Source organism: Nitrospirota bacterium (genome assembly GCA_040755395.1).
GTDB lineage: Bacteria > Nitrospirota > Nitrospiria > Nitrospirales > Nitrospiraceae > DATLZU01.
On the sequence record JBFMAX010000010.1, the window covers coordinates 115,385 to 128,615 of the forward strand.

Sequence of the window (13,231 nt, forward strand, 5' to 3'; positions counted from 1 at the left end):
TGTCAGAAGTTGTACCAAAAGGCCATATTGTAGGTATCGCCTTGGTAATGCTGGCTCCCCGTCCCGACGGCCCACGTCGTCCACAGGTGCTGCCATTCCAGCCCGATATAGAAATCCGACCAGATGGGATGAATGGCCGTGAGATAGGTGCGGTAGTTGCTCTTGTACTGCGTGTCCACGTTGACGGTGCTTCCCCGGACATCCTGGTCGAGGGGGTTGTCCATGCCGGCCCCGGCCAGGAACGTGTATTTGCGCGAGGCGGCCCAACTCAACTGGCCCCATCCCATCAAGGTCCGGATGGGTTTGCCGGTGGTCAGGTTCAAGTCCTGACCGAAGCGGAAGAACTCCTGCCCCAAGGCCTGTCCATAGGCCAATTCACCCGAAAATTTCAGGACCTTGGTGAGCGGGATCACCACTTCGCCGCCGACGAGGTAGGAGTTGATGTCGCGGCCGGAGGTGAAATTCCCGCCGAACGCTCCTGCGGGTACTGCGGAAGTTCCTGAAGGAGGAATCGGCGCCGACCGGTAGTACCGATAGGCCGCGCTGACCGCGACCAACACCCCATCCTTGCTATAGGCGAGCCGGGTTCCGTAATAGGGATGCTGAATCGGGTCGCTGAACGCATCGTTGGAGTTATTCGGAGGAGGGGCGTCGCCTTGGGCGACCTTGGGCGTGGCCTGCGGGCGAACCTGGCGCTGCCCGGAAATCGCGTAGAGCCCGCGCTCGAACCGCATCACGGTGATCAAGCCTTCCACGTTCTCGGTGAATTGGTACCGGAAGGTGATCTGCGGAATACGCTGCCAGAGGTTGCCCCCGTACCCCATGATCGAAAAGTCGATCAGGTCCGGATGCAACGCCATCACCGGGGTCCAGTCCTGGCCGACGGTCAAGCTCATTTGAGCATAGGTATATCGCGCATACGCCAATCGCAGCCTAGGAGTAATACTGCTGGCCACGTCCTTGTCGCCGTAAAAATCGGCCTCGACGACCCCGGTCAGCGAGTGTTGTCCATCGGTCCGGTCGGCCCGGATGCCGAAGACACTGTAGCGGGGATTCAAGGTGCTGGTATTGTTGCTGTTGCTGCCGGCGGCGGTCGCGTATCCGTTGAACTGAGCCGGATCCAGGGGGTTCGTGTTCCTGTTGCTGTAAATGCCGTCCAGCTCGATGCGCCCGTACGGAGTAATGCTGCCCCTGCCTTCCTGCGTGAAGATCGGCGCCAGGCAGCCTGGACACATATGAACCGGCTTTTCCTCCTGCTGTCGAGTCAGGCGCCCCGCGCCCTCCGCCTCTCCCGCCGCCTGCTGCGCCCACGCCGGCGGGGCGAAGAGCATGATGGATACGACGGCCGACAGCCACAGGCTGCGGCCGGCTTTACTGATGGACGTGCTCATATCCCTCCCTCCCGGTCTCCCAAGCGATGACTGTTGATCACACACCCGGACCGGCGGGCGGTCGAGCCAAAAAAAAACGCCCTTCCGGTCCGACTCAGGACCAAAAGGACGCCGTTGTCCTCGTCTTGTTCTGATTTCCGCGGGCGGTGCGAAGACTCCCTTGTCCCCACACCGAAGCTCGCACGGTGAACTGCTTATAAGCTTCTCCCGTTTATTCTGTCAAGGGGGTTTTGTGATGTGCTAGACTAGCGCCGCCATGCGACGCGGTATGTCAGCATCCGGCCGGGCGGCGATCGGACCGGTCGCGCTGTGGGTCCTTGCGGGGTTGTCGGTGAGCGGCTGCGCGACATCGCCCGACCTGGATGTCATGATCGAGGAAACTCCCCGGGGCGCGGTCTACCTGGAACGCCTCCCCGATCGGTCGGTCCAGGCCGCCCATCCCATCACCCTGGCCCCGGAGACGCTCGCCCGGGTCCTGCGAGGCGTGATGGTTCACGATGACAGAATCGCTCTCCAATCTCTCTTGAGCGATCAACCGAGATCGACGCGGGTCTTTTCGGAGGAGGACATCGGATTTCTTGCGCCGCTCCTGGCGACGGCGCTCTCCCGGGCGGCTCCGGACCAGCGAGTCGGATTCCGCGTCGTCGCGCACGGAGATCCTTCGTATTCCACCCGGGCCGGCGCAGGGCTTGGTTCGTCGGAACCGCCGCTGGCTCTTTCGCCCCGCGAAGTGACCGCAGGAACGCTGTTCGCCCACGGCCTGTCGCTCCATCTGACCCTCACGCAGTATCGCCGACGAGCCGAGCGCGCGGACACCATCAACATGGCCAATCGCCGGTTGCCCGATCCTTCGGGGCTCAACCAGCGGACGGTCTTTTTCGTTCCCGCGACCGCGCGGCGCGACGACTCCTATCGAACGACGCAGGCGGAGGACACCACCCTGGTCATCGATTACGACCTGCTGGCCAGGCTGCCGCGGTCGGAAATGGAACCAACTCCCGCAGCCGCCCAAACCGGCAGGCCCGCCGGGTCTACTCGTCCGCCCGCCCCCATCACCCCACCGGCCGCGGATCAACCGCCCTCCGCTGCGGCCTCCGACCCGCACGAGGAAGAGCTCCGCGCGATCAAGGATCTGATCATCAAGAAGGATATGGAACTGGAGGAACTGAAGAAGGAACTGCAGGAGATCCGGCGTCACCTCGCCGACCGCGACGCCGAGACGGGCAGCGTGAAACGCAAGAGCAGGCCGGGCCCGAAGGGTCAGGACACGACACCGTAACGGTCATTCTTCCCTTTACATCTTTTGCCGTTCGGCTCTTTCCTCGATCTCTCCCGCCAGCAGGATCGCTTCCGCGATTTCCCGCATGGACTTGCGCAGATCCATGCTCTGCCGCTGAATCAGCTTGAAGGCTTCTTCCTCCGAAAGTTTCTTGGACCGCATGAGATAGCCCTTGGCCCGTTCGAGCAGCTTCCGCACCGCCAGCGCTTCCTGCATTTCGAACGACTTCTCCATCAGCGTCGTGTGCTCGATCGCGATGGCCGCCTGGTTGGCGATCGCCTGCAGGAGCTTGACCTCTTCGGCCGTGAAGTTGTGCGGCACGGAGGTATAGCTGTTGATCACGCCGACGGCTTTGTCCCGGATCATCATGGGCACCGAGAGCAGCGAGCAGAGCCCTTCTTTCTTCGCCATGTCCGGATACATGTAGTCCCGCTCTTTGGTGACGTCCGGCACGATGATGGGCCGGCGTTCCTGGACCGCCCGTCCGCTGATGCTCTGCCCGACCTTGAGATTGGGCTTCCGGCGGTACGCCTCGCTCAAGCTCTGCGTCGCCACGATCCGCAACTCCCCGGTCGGCTCGTCCAGCAGCATGATGGAGCAGATTTTCGAGTTCATCATCTGCGCCGTCATCGTGACGATGAGTTGCAGCACATCCTCGATCAGGCGGTTCGAGGCGACGGTCTCCGATACCTGCGACAGGGTTTCCAGTTGCAGCGCCTTGCGCTTCATCTGGTCGTAGAGCCGCGCGTTTTCGATGGCCCCGCCGACCTGGTTGGCGATGGTGGAGAGCAGCGCCAACTCGTCCGGCCGGTAGCGTCGCGGCCGCTTGTGCTGCACGTTGATGACGCCCACGACTTCCTTCTTGGCCATGATCGGGACCGAGACGAACGCCTGGTAGCGGTCTTCCGGCAGATTGTGGAAGAACTTGAACCGCGGATCGTCGCTCGCATTGCTGGGGATCACGACCCGCGTGCGCTCGCGCGCGACCCACCCGGTGATGCCCTCGCCGAGACCGATCGTGATCCGGCCGATCAGCTTGGGATGGGGATTTTTCGACGCCCGCAGGATCAATTCATCGTGGCTGTCGGAGAGCAGGTACAGGAGACAGGCGTCGGCCTTGGTCACTTCGACCACCACTTCGACGATGTGCTTGAGCACCGCCTCGAGATCCAGCGTGTTGGTGATGGACTCGCTGATGCGATGCAGCACGTCCACCTCGCGCGTCTTCTCGCGCAAGGCCTGTTCCAACTGAGCCACGGATTGTCGGCGCTTGGACTCCATCGGATTGCTTTATCCCGTTACCCCGTTCCCCCTCTACCCCGTTCCCCTTACCCCTTATCTCTTGCTTGTCGACCGCCGCCCCACGAACCACTGCCGGCAAACGTCACGTGCCAATGGCGCGATCCTGACCCGGCCTATCCGCTCCGGCCATACGCCGTAGACCGTCCCGCCCGCCACTTTCTTGTCGTGCTGCATGGCCTTCCAGAGCGCGCTGAACGGCACCTGGGGCATGGTGTCTGACAGGCCCGCGGCGCGCACCAGTCCCCGCAGGCGACCCACGACTTCCCGACCGCAGATCCCGAGATGCCGGGCGAGATCGGCTTCCTGCACCATCCCGATGGCGACCGCTTCCCCGTGAATGAGCGACCGGTATCCTCCGAGGGCCTCCAACGCATGCCCGATGGTATGCCCGTAATTGAGGACCCGCCGGCGATCGGATTCCCGTTCGTCCTCGGCCACGACCTGCGCCTTGATTTCGCAGGACCGCTTGATGATCTGAACCACCGGCTCCGGCTCCATCCGCAGGAGCGCCTCCACGTGTTTTTCCAGATAGGCAAAAAAGGGTTCGTCCGCAATCATGCCGTACTTGATGACCTCGGCCAGGCCGCCCACCCATTCCCGTTTGGGGAGCGTTCTCAACGTGTCAGGATCGATGAGCACCGCTCGCGGCTGGTGGAACGCGCCGATCAGATTTTTTCCGAGGGGATGGTCGACGCCGGTTTTTCCTCCGACGCTGGAATCGACCTGGGCGACCAAGGTTGTGGGGACCTGTATGAAAGGGATTCCTCGGAGATAGATCGCGGCGGCGAAGCCGGTGAGATCCCCGATGACGCCGCCTCCCAGGGCGACCAGGGCCGATCGACGTTCGAACCCGGCGCGGATCAGTTCGTCCAAGATGTCGAACACCGACCGCAGCGTCTTGCTCCGTTCGCCCGCCGGCAGGACGATCGGCACCGCCCGGAAGCCGGCGGCCTTGACCGACTTCACAACCCGCGGCAGGTACCGCTCCGCCACGTTGCGGTCCGTGACGATCCCGACTTTGTCTGAGAGCCCGAGCCGGTCGAGGGTGGTCCCGACTTCTTGCAGCGTCCCGCGCGCGATACGAATGTCGTAGCTTCGCTCGGCGAGCGAGACCCGAACCGTGTACTCCCCGATAGGATCCATGGTATCCGACACAGAAGCGTCTATTGTCCGACCGATCGCCTGCGCCAGGCCTCGCTGCCTCTTGCCGTTGGCAAGCCGGACGATCGGCTGCGCTGTCTCAGCGGAAGAAGAGAGCGGTTAAAACGCGGAGGATGGTAGCACACCCCAGAGGGAAACTAAAAGGCTTTTACGTAAGCCTGATACGCAGCAAAGTTGCGCTTCATCTCTTCCAAACTGTCGCCCCCGAACTTCTCGATCAGCGCATTGGCCATCTCGAAGGCGACCACCGCCTCCCCGACCACGCCGGCGGCCGGCACGGTGCAGATATCGGAACGTTCCACCGTGGCGTCGAAGGGTTCCTTGGTCTCGATGTCCACGCTCTTCTTGGGACTGTACAGGGTCGAGATCGGCTTCATGGCCACCCGAATGACGATGGGCTGGCCATTGGTGATTCCGCCTTCCAGCCCTCCGGCGTTGTTGGTCTTGCGGACGAACTCCCGGCGCGTATGGTCGTAATAAATCTCGTCGTGGACTTCCGATCCGAAGCGGCGGGCCGCTTCGAACCCCATGCCGATCTCCACCCCTTTCATGGCCTGGATGCTCATCGCCGCCATGGCAAGGCGCGCGCTGAGCCGCCGGTCCCATTGCGCGTAGGACCCCAGGCCGATCGGGGGGTTCGTCACGACGACCTCGAAAACCCCCCCGAGCGTATCGCCCCGGTGTTTGGCCGTTCTGATCTGTTCCACCATTTTCGCGCCGGCCTCCGGATCGGGCGAACGGACGTCCGACGCCTCGGCCCGTTCATAGGCTTCGACCGGATCGTCGCATCGTTTTGCGGCGACGCCGCCGATCTCCACCGTGTAGCTGATCACCCGCATCCCGAAGTGAGTCAACAACGCCTTGGCCACTCCGCCGATCGCCACGCGGATCGCCGTTTCCCTGGCGCTCGCTTTTTCGAGGACGTTCCGAATGTCCCGATGGCCGTATTTGATGGCCCCGACCAAATCGGCGTGGCCCGGACGCGGTCTGGTGACCACTTTTTCCGGAGGGACCGGCCCCGGCTCGACGGCCATGACGTCCTTCCAATTTTCCCAATCCTTGTTCGCGATGAGCAGACCGATCGGATTGCCGATGGTCTGTCCTTTTCGTACCCCGCACGCGAACTCGACCCGGTCTTCCTCCACGCGCATACGACCGCCCCGCCCGTAGCCCTTCTGGCGGCGGGCCAGGTCATGGTTGATCATGTCGGGTGTCAGCGGAAGCCCGGCGGGAACGCCTTCCAGGATGGCGACGAGATACTTGCCGTGGGATTCGCCTCCGTTCAAATAGCGCAACATAATGAGCTACCCGGGGACTTGTAGCTCTTTGCGGCGGCGGGTGTCAAGAACTCTTCACGATGGTCGGCGTCAAGAAGATGAGCAGTTCCTGTTTGGTTACACTCTCGGTTTTATTCTTAAAGAGCCAGCCGAGGACCGGAATGCGGGACAGATACGGAACCCCCGCCACCGTATTGGTCTGGGTATCGACAAACACACCGCCGATAACCATGGTCTCCCCGTCCCGGACCAGCACTTGGGTGGTGGCCTCACGCCGATCGATGCTGGGCCCGGCCGGATTGCTCCTCGCCCCGACCGCGTTCCGGGTCGCCCGGACCTTCAGCAGAATCTGCTTTCCGATCTCTTTGGGATCGCGAGAGGTAATCTGCGGCGTCACATTCAGCTCCAGATTCGCGTCCACGAAGGTCGTTTGCGTCCCCTGCAGCGACGTCGTCTGGAAAGGGATCGATTCGCCCTGCGCGATCTTCGCATCTCGCTTGTCCAGGGTCGTGACCTTGGGCGCCGCGATGACTTTGGTCAAACCGAGCAACTCGCCGGCCGAGAGCCTGAGATCGAGCAGAGCTCCGTCGGCTTTGCCGAACGTGAAACCTGCCCCGGGAATCGCTGAAAGTCCCGAGACAGCCGCGGGAAGATTTACAAGAAAGTTGGTTGCCGCATCGCTTAGTTCTTTTCCGCTCCCAAAGGCAGTTGACGTGCCGGTCAGAGTGGTTCCAGCACCAGTTCGAAAATTTGCCACTCCAAACGATGGTCCAGAATTCAGGCTTTGCATTCCCCATTGAATACCCAAGGATCGAGAATACGTCGTGTCCGCCTGAACGATCCGCGCCTCGATCTGCACTTGCGGCGACTCCAAGTCCAAACCTTCGACCAATTGCTTCACGACCGCTATCTGCGATTCGGCATCCTTCACCACCAGCGCATTGCTGGCGACATTGAAGTTCATGGTGCCCCGCGGGCTCAGGTACTGTCGCAACGAGGTCATGAGCTCCTGGGCGTTGACATTGCGAATATAAAAGACCCGCGTGACCAACGGCTCCGCTTTTGTCTTGGATTCCTTGACCCGCGCTTCGTCGTCTTGTTGCTTGGCGATGTTGGACAAGGTATCGACCCAGACGATGTTGCCTTGTTTGATCATGCCCAAGCCGTTCATGCGCAGCAACATGTCCAACGCCTGGTCCCAAGGCACGCTGACCAGTTTCATGGTGACTTTGGCCTTGACCCCTTCTCCCACCACGATGTTGAACCCGCTGACCTCGGCGATCAGACGCAGCACGTTCGTGATGTCGGCCTGTTGAAAATCGAGCGAAATTCTCCGGCCGACAAACCGGGTTTGGCCGGTCACGATGTCGGGCTCCCTGCTTTCCTTGCTCTCTTTGTCGTCCGGTTCCGTCGCCATTTGCACGAGTCGAGGCGCGACCGCACGCCGAACAGGGCGTTCGGACCAGAGGATCGGTTTGAACGCCGGTTTGTTGCCGGCGTCGCCCGCCGCTTTCGTCGCCCCAATCGCCTGAGCGGCTCGTTCCAGATCGCGCATCACTGTGGTTCCTGAAACAGCGGGGAACGCCGGCTCCGGCCGGCGCATCAAGTTGACGACGACCTGCCCGTTTTCGAGACGCACGTCATATCGAGCTGGCTGAGGCAGATCGAACACCAGCCGAATCTTATCCGGATGGTTGCCGATCCTGATCTGCTTCAAGAGTTCATGGTCGACGGCGAGAATCGGGAACCGGACGGCCGATGCCGCATTGGGCAGGTCCAGGACGAGGCGATGGCCGTCAATCAACCGGTCGCGATATTTGAACGAACCTTCGCCGGAGACGAGCACGGTGACCTGATTTTCGCCACGTTTCACTTCGATTTGCCCGACGATCCCGGCATGCGCACGTGTCCGAACTGGCAAGCCCGCTTCGTGCAACGCTGGTCCCATATCGTCTGTCACATCGGCAGCTCCACGTCCCGGAACCTGTGTATCGATGCTTCCGACGCCGTCAAGAGTTCCGACCGCCTCATGGACAGTGTCTGTGCTGCCGAATGCAAGCGCGGCGCTCCAGATCGTCAGACACGCGACCCAGCTCAGTACAAGTGGTGAACGGCGACGTATGCGGCTCATTCTGGGCCCTCTTTCGCATGCAGAAGCTTGACGTATTCCCGCTCCTGCTTTTTTCCATAAATGTCCGTGAACCGTTCCTGCACGATGATGCCTCGCTCCGTAATCGCGCTGACCACGCCGTTGTTCGGACCAATGCGCGTCCCGCGTCGGACCGCATAGCCTTTCCCATCCGGAGTCTGCACCATCGCGGTGTACCCGTACGCGCCCCAGACGATTCCAATGAGGGTTAACTCGGTCAGGCCGACCCGTTGAAGCGGGGGTAAATTCTCATCCGCCGGACCTACTCCCTGCCCCTGCTGCACGATGGGCGCAAAGGGATCGCGCCGCCCGGAGGGGTCGTACGAGAATCCGCCCGTGCCGGCCGGCAGAGCGGGCTCACCGGGCGACCCGATCGGCTCGATCGGCGGTGATGCCGCAACACTGCTCGGAGCCTGTCTAGGCACATCCGTCATCGGGGTCACTTTCAGCGAGTCGGGCCTCATCTGGTTGATCTGTCCCATGTGCTGAGCTGCGGCGGCATCCTGCGAGAGGGCGTGATCGCACCCGAACAGCCCAACCCAAACGACGACGCCCCAGCCAAGGACAACGGCGAGCGTCAACGGACATCCGCTCCTGGCGAGATTCTTCCCATACGATCGCCTTATCAATAATCCGCTGGCCATGTCTTCGACTTCATTTTTTGGCGGTAGATGTTCCCTTTTTTTCCTGCGGCGCTGCGAAGGCCACAAGGTCAAACACCGTTTGGGTCACCACCCGTCCCTGTTCGATACGCGGGGAGCCCATTTTGAGATCGGAGACGTTGATGATTCGAGGCAACTTATTGATCCGATCAAAAAACAGGGCCGCCGTATGATATCCGCCGGCCACCTCCACGCTGACGGGCATCCTGACAAAAAGCTTCGACGGATCTTCCGTTTGCGCGCCCGGCTTCCAGAGCTTGATATCCAATCCCAGCTTCACCCCGAGATCGGACAGTTGCTTGAGCAGCATCACCGCCTCTTCCTCGGGAGGAAGCCGTTCCTTTTTCTTGGCCAAATCGATCTCCAACTGCTTGTTCGCGGCGATCAACTCATCAAGGTGCTTCACCTTGATGGTCAAGGATTGAATGTCGGTGTCCAACTTGGCGATTTCGGTCTGCAGACCCGAGATGATCACGGTCTTGGGCTCGACGACGTAGTAATAGAATCCCACCACAATACCCGCAAGAAAAAGCCCCAGCAGCGCGATCTTCTGCGTCAGGGGAACGCTGCGGAGAGATTCAAGGTTGAGACCGGACAGCGCCATATCAGCCTTTCAGTGCGAATCCGAGCTTAAACTGATACACGTTGATCTTGCTCTCTTGCGCAGAGCGGCTCTCCAACAACCTGATGTTGGCGAAATAATCCGTTCGTCGCAGGTTGTTGACGAATTCCACGATATCGTCGTTGGAAAGGGCCCGCCCTTCCAGCTCCACGTTATTGCCCTGCACGCTCAATCGGACAAGCCATACCTTCAGCGGTTCCAGACTCTGGCTGACGTAATCCAGGACACGGACGGGACCCGAACGCGATTTCTCTAACTGCTCGATGATACGATTCTTATCCTCGAGCAGCTTCTTCTTGGCTTCAAAATCCTCGACCTGTTTGAGCTGCTCTTTGAGCAGCGCCAACTGCTTTTCTTTCTCCTGCTTCTCGGTCTGGTGTCGTTCGATCTCGTCGTCCAACGATGAAGAATACCACCAGCACCCGGCCAGAGTGATCACGAGAGCTCCGATCGCCAGCAACGCCTCGGCTCTGACATCCCACTGCTGCTTGGGCTTCCGTCCCTTCGGCCCCTGGAGGAGGTTGATTCTGATCATCGATCACCCACCATCCGGAGCGCCAATCCCACACCGACCGCGGCGAGCGGGGCCAACTCCTCCAATGCTTCCGGATCCACACCGCTGACCGAGGTGTCGATTTCGTTGAAAGGGTTCGCGATCTCGACTTCAATGTGCATCCGGTCGCGCAACTGCTGGAGTAGCCCTGTAACTTTCGCGCCTCCTCCGCACAACAAGACCCGATCAATGTCCCCTTCCGGAGACGTTGTCCTGAAGTAGTCGACCGTCCTCGCAATCTCCGACGCCACCTCCGCGTTCACGCTGTCGATGACGCTGACGATGGTTTGCCGATCGCTCCCCTCGACACGCCGGCCTTTCTTCGCTTCTTCCGCGTCCTCATACGACATGCCCATCTCCCGCTGGATGGCTTCGGTATAACGATTGCCCCCCAGCGGAATGTCGCGGGTGAACAGAGAGGTCCCACCCTTGACGATGTTCACGTTCATGACACTGGCCCCGAGATTGACCAAAGTGGTGGTATCTTCCTGCGCCACCGGATAATTAATCGCGTGCATGTTCTCGACAGCAAACGCATCGACATCCATGACGACGGGAATCAAACCGGCCCCTTTGACTAATTCGGTCAGTTCGTTGACTTTGTCCTTTTTGGCTGCGACCAGAATGATGGACATCTGCGGTTCGGCATCGTCGCCGACTTCCGAGGGATTCAGCACATGGAAATCCAGATTGACCTCATTGATGTCGAAAGGGATGTACTGTTCGGCGGCAAGCTTCACCTGTTCTTCAAGTTCCTCCTCCGGCATCGGCGGCAAGGTAATTTTCTTGATGATCACGGCATGTCCGGAAATGGAAATCGCGACGTTCTTCAATTTGACGTTGTTTTCTTCCATCAGTTCCTTGATGGCCGAAACAACCCGCGCCTCGTCCATCACCGTTCCGTCCACGATCACCTCAGGTTCAAGAGCCCGTACGCCGAATTTCTGCAGCACATAGCGTCCCCTGTTCTCTTTGAGTTGGACCAGCTTAATCCCGCTCGAACCGATGTCTAACCCGACAAGCTGACGCTTCGGGGAAAACATCGAAAAGACATCGGTCTCGAGCAGGCTCTTGAACGAACCGAGCATGAGTCAACCTTTCAGAGGACCACTTTCCGAGCCCGAATGACTTTTTTGATCTCCTTGACGTTCTCTGGCGTGTAGAGCCTCCAGTTCCGCCAGTCGCGAGGTGGGCCCGAGATCAACCCTTCACGCTCCCATCGGAACAGGGTCGCTCGGGAAACGTCGAAGAGGTCACAAATCTGATTGGTCTTGTACCACTTCTTCTTGTTCTTTGAAACGGTTTTCGATTTCTTCACAAATCCGCCGCAGCCCCACTTAAGAAATGCAGACGATTGAAGTTACGAGGTAAGTATAGTCAATATGCTATACCTGTCAAGCAAACACTCGATGCGCACACGCGGCTAGGATTTGTGAAGATCACGATGCACGAGCGTGACCTCGTGCCCCATGCCGACGAGACTGTCCCGCAAACGGATGGCGAGCGCAACGGAACGATGGCGTCCGCCTGTGCAACCGAACGCAATGGTCAAATAGCTGCGACGCTCACGTTCGAATAGGGGAATAAGGAACTTGAGCATGCCCTCCACCAGCCCGAGGAATGCGATGGCGTCGGGATCGTTGAGAACATAGGTTCTGACCCGAGAGTCCTCGCCTGTAAGCGGTTTAAGGTCCGGAACAAAGAAGGGATTGCGCAGGAAGCGGACGTCAAACAACAGATCGATGTCGTAGGGAACGCCGAACTTGAACCCGAACGTCACCAAAGAGATCGTGAGGCGATGCGGCCCGTCCTCGCGTTTGAATTGGCGCGCGAGAAGGTCTTTCAGTTCGTGCACAGTCAGGTCGGATGTATCAATGATGCGGTCTGCTTGACGACGCAGCTCAGTCATCCGTTCCTTTTCGAAACGCACGCCCTCCAGAACCGGCAAATGCGGCAACAAGGGATGGGGGCGGCGCGACTCGGAAAACCGACGTACGAGCACCTCCTCCCTGGCTTCCAAAAACACCAACTCGATGGAATGGCCCAAGGCCTTGATCCGATCAAGGATTCCCATTAAATCCGAGAAAAACACCCGTTCCCGAATATCAATTCCGAGCGCCACGTTTTTGATCTCACCGCCCTGCTGATTGCAGAGATCGACGAAGGTGGGCAGAAGCGCTGCCGGGAGGTTGTCCACGCAAAAGTACCCCGTGTCTTCGAAAAATTTGAGCGCGTGGGTTTTCCCCGAACCGGACAGACCGCTGATGATCACGAGGTTAAGTGCGGGCATGCAACTCCACGGGTTCCTGCGGCTGCGGATCGATCAATTCAACCTCGCCGTTGGCGAGCCGCCTGAGCACCTGCAATTTGTTCGACGCCTCGTTGACGAAGACGACAATCGCCGATGGATGCGCGCCCAGCTTCATCACCGCGTCGTCCAAACGAAGGATGGGGGCGGCTGAGCGCACTGTCTTGACATCAACCGATTGAGCCAGTGGTGTGCGCTCCCTCGGTCTCAATGTTTTCTTCTGGGAGCCGGATTTATGGTCGACCAACCGTTCTTTTCGCTTCCGAATCTGACTTCCGATCTTATCGACCAGTTGATCAATGGACGCGTACATTTCCTCGGTCGAGACCTTGGCCTGAATCGCCTTCCCGTTGAGCATGCAGGTCGCTTCCGCGGTATGTCGGAATTTTTCAACGCCGACAACGACCTGAATATTGCTCAACTTGACGCCGAACCGCTCCAGTCGCTTCAGCTTGGTCTCCACGTACCGCCTGAGCGCGGCAGTGATTTCAACATGTCTCCCGGTCAGTAGCACTTGCATCGTTCCC

13 protein-coding genes are annotated in these 13,231 nt (G+C 59.8%); 1 reads left to right on the forward strand and 12 read right to left on the reverse strand.

The annotated features are described in order from the left end of the window. Positions 1-2: 2 nt before the first annotated feature. Entirely contained in the window at positions 3-1,391 is a 1,389-nt protein-coding gene (locus AB1555_14420; GenBank protein ID MEW6247889.1) for a hypothetical protein, read from the reverse strand. 268 nt (positions 1,392-1,659) lie between these two features. Between AB1555_14420 and AB1555_14425 the strand changes: the two genes are divergently transcribed. After that, positions 1,660-2,670: a hypothetical protein gene (locus AB1555_14425; GenBank protein MEW6247890.1), complete on the forward strand. Its 1,011-nt coding sequence runs from the start codon at positions 1,660-1,662 to the stop codon at positions 2,668-2,670. 15 nt (positions 2,671-2,685) lie between these two features. On the opposite strand, the gene AB1555_14430 is transcribed toward AB1555_14425, so the two are convergent. From AB1555_14430 to raiA, 11 genes are all read right to left on the reverse strand, one after another. Then, on the reverse strand, positions 2,686-3,951 hold the full coding sequence (locus AB1555_14430; GenBank protein ID MEW6247891.1) for a GAF and ANTAR domain-containing protein: 1,266 nt from the start codon (positions 3,949-3,951) through the stop codon (positions 2,686-2,688). 54 nt (positions 3,952-4,005) lie between these two features. Next, complete coding sequence (gene aroB / locus AB1555_14435) at positions 4,006-5,115, reverse strand: 3-dehydroquinate synthase (GenBank protein ID MEW6247892.1); 1,110 nt, start codon at positions 5,113-5,115, stop codon at positions 4,006-4,008. Positions 5,116-5,270: 155 nt separating this feature from the next. After that, entirely contained in the window at positions 5,271-6,431 is a 1,161-nt protein-coding gene (aroC, locus tag AB1555_14440) for a chorismate synthase (GenBank protein ID MEW6247893.1), read from the reverse strand. 43 nt (positions 6,432-6,474) lie between these two features. Next, on the reverse strand, positions 6,475-8,358 hold the full coding sequence (pilQ, locus tag AB1555_14445; protein ID MEW6247894.1) for a type IV pilus secretin PilQ: 1,884 nt from the start codon (positions 8,356-8,358) through the stop codon (positions 6,475-6,477). Between the two features lie 179 nt (positions 8,359-8,537). Beyond that, complete coding sequence (locus tag AB1555_14450) at positions 8,538-9,203, reverse strand: pilus assembly protein PilP (GenBank protein ID MEW6247895.1); 666 nt, start codon at positions 9,201-9,203, stop codon at positions 8,538-8,540. Positions 9,204-9,213: 10 nt separating this feature from the next. Beyond that, a complete protein-coding gene (gene pilO, locus AB1555_14455; protein MEW6247896.1) occupies positions 9,214-9,825 on the reverse strand; it encodes a type 4a pilus biogenesis protein PilO in 612 nt (203 codons plus the stop codon). A gap of 1 nt (position 9,826) precedes the next feature. Then, positions 9,827-10,378 (reverse strand): PilN domain-containing protein, encoded by a 552-nt coding sequence (locus AB1555_14460; GenBank protein MEW6247897.1) that lies wholly within the window; start codon positions 10,376-10,378, stop codon positions 9,827-9,829. Further along, positions 10,375-11,484 (reverse strand): type IV pilus assembly protein PilM, encoded by a 1,110-nt coding sequence (pilM, locus tag AB1555_14465; GenBank protein MEW6247898.1) that lies wholly within the window; start codon positions 11,482-11,484, stop codon positions 10,375-10,377. The genes AB1555_14460 and pilM overlap by 4 nt, the downstream gene beginning before the upstream one ends. 11 nt (positions 11,485-11,495) lie before the next feature. After that, entirely contained in the window at positions 11,496-11,714 is a 219-nt protein-coding gene (locus AB1555_14470) for a MerR family transcriptional regulator (GenBank protein ID MEW6247899.1), read from the reverse strand. A 105-nt stretch (positions 11,715-11,819) separates the two neighbouring features. Next, positions 11,820-12,686, reverse strand: a complete 867-nt coding sequence (gene rapZ, locus AB1555_14475) for an RNase adapter RapZ (GenBank protein MEW6247900.1) — start codon at positions 12,684-12,686, stop codon at positions 11,820-11,822. Continuing rightward, positions 12,673-13,224 (reverse strand): ribosome-associated translation inhibitor RaiA, encoded by a 552-nt coding sequence (gene raiA / locus AB1555_14480; protein ID MEW6247901.1) that lies wholly within the window; start codon positions 13,222-13,224, stop codon positions 12,673-12,675. Before raiA ends, rapZ begins: the two co-directional genes overlap by 14 nt. Positions 13,225-13,231: the final 7 nt, after the last annotated feature.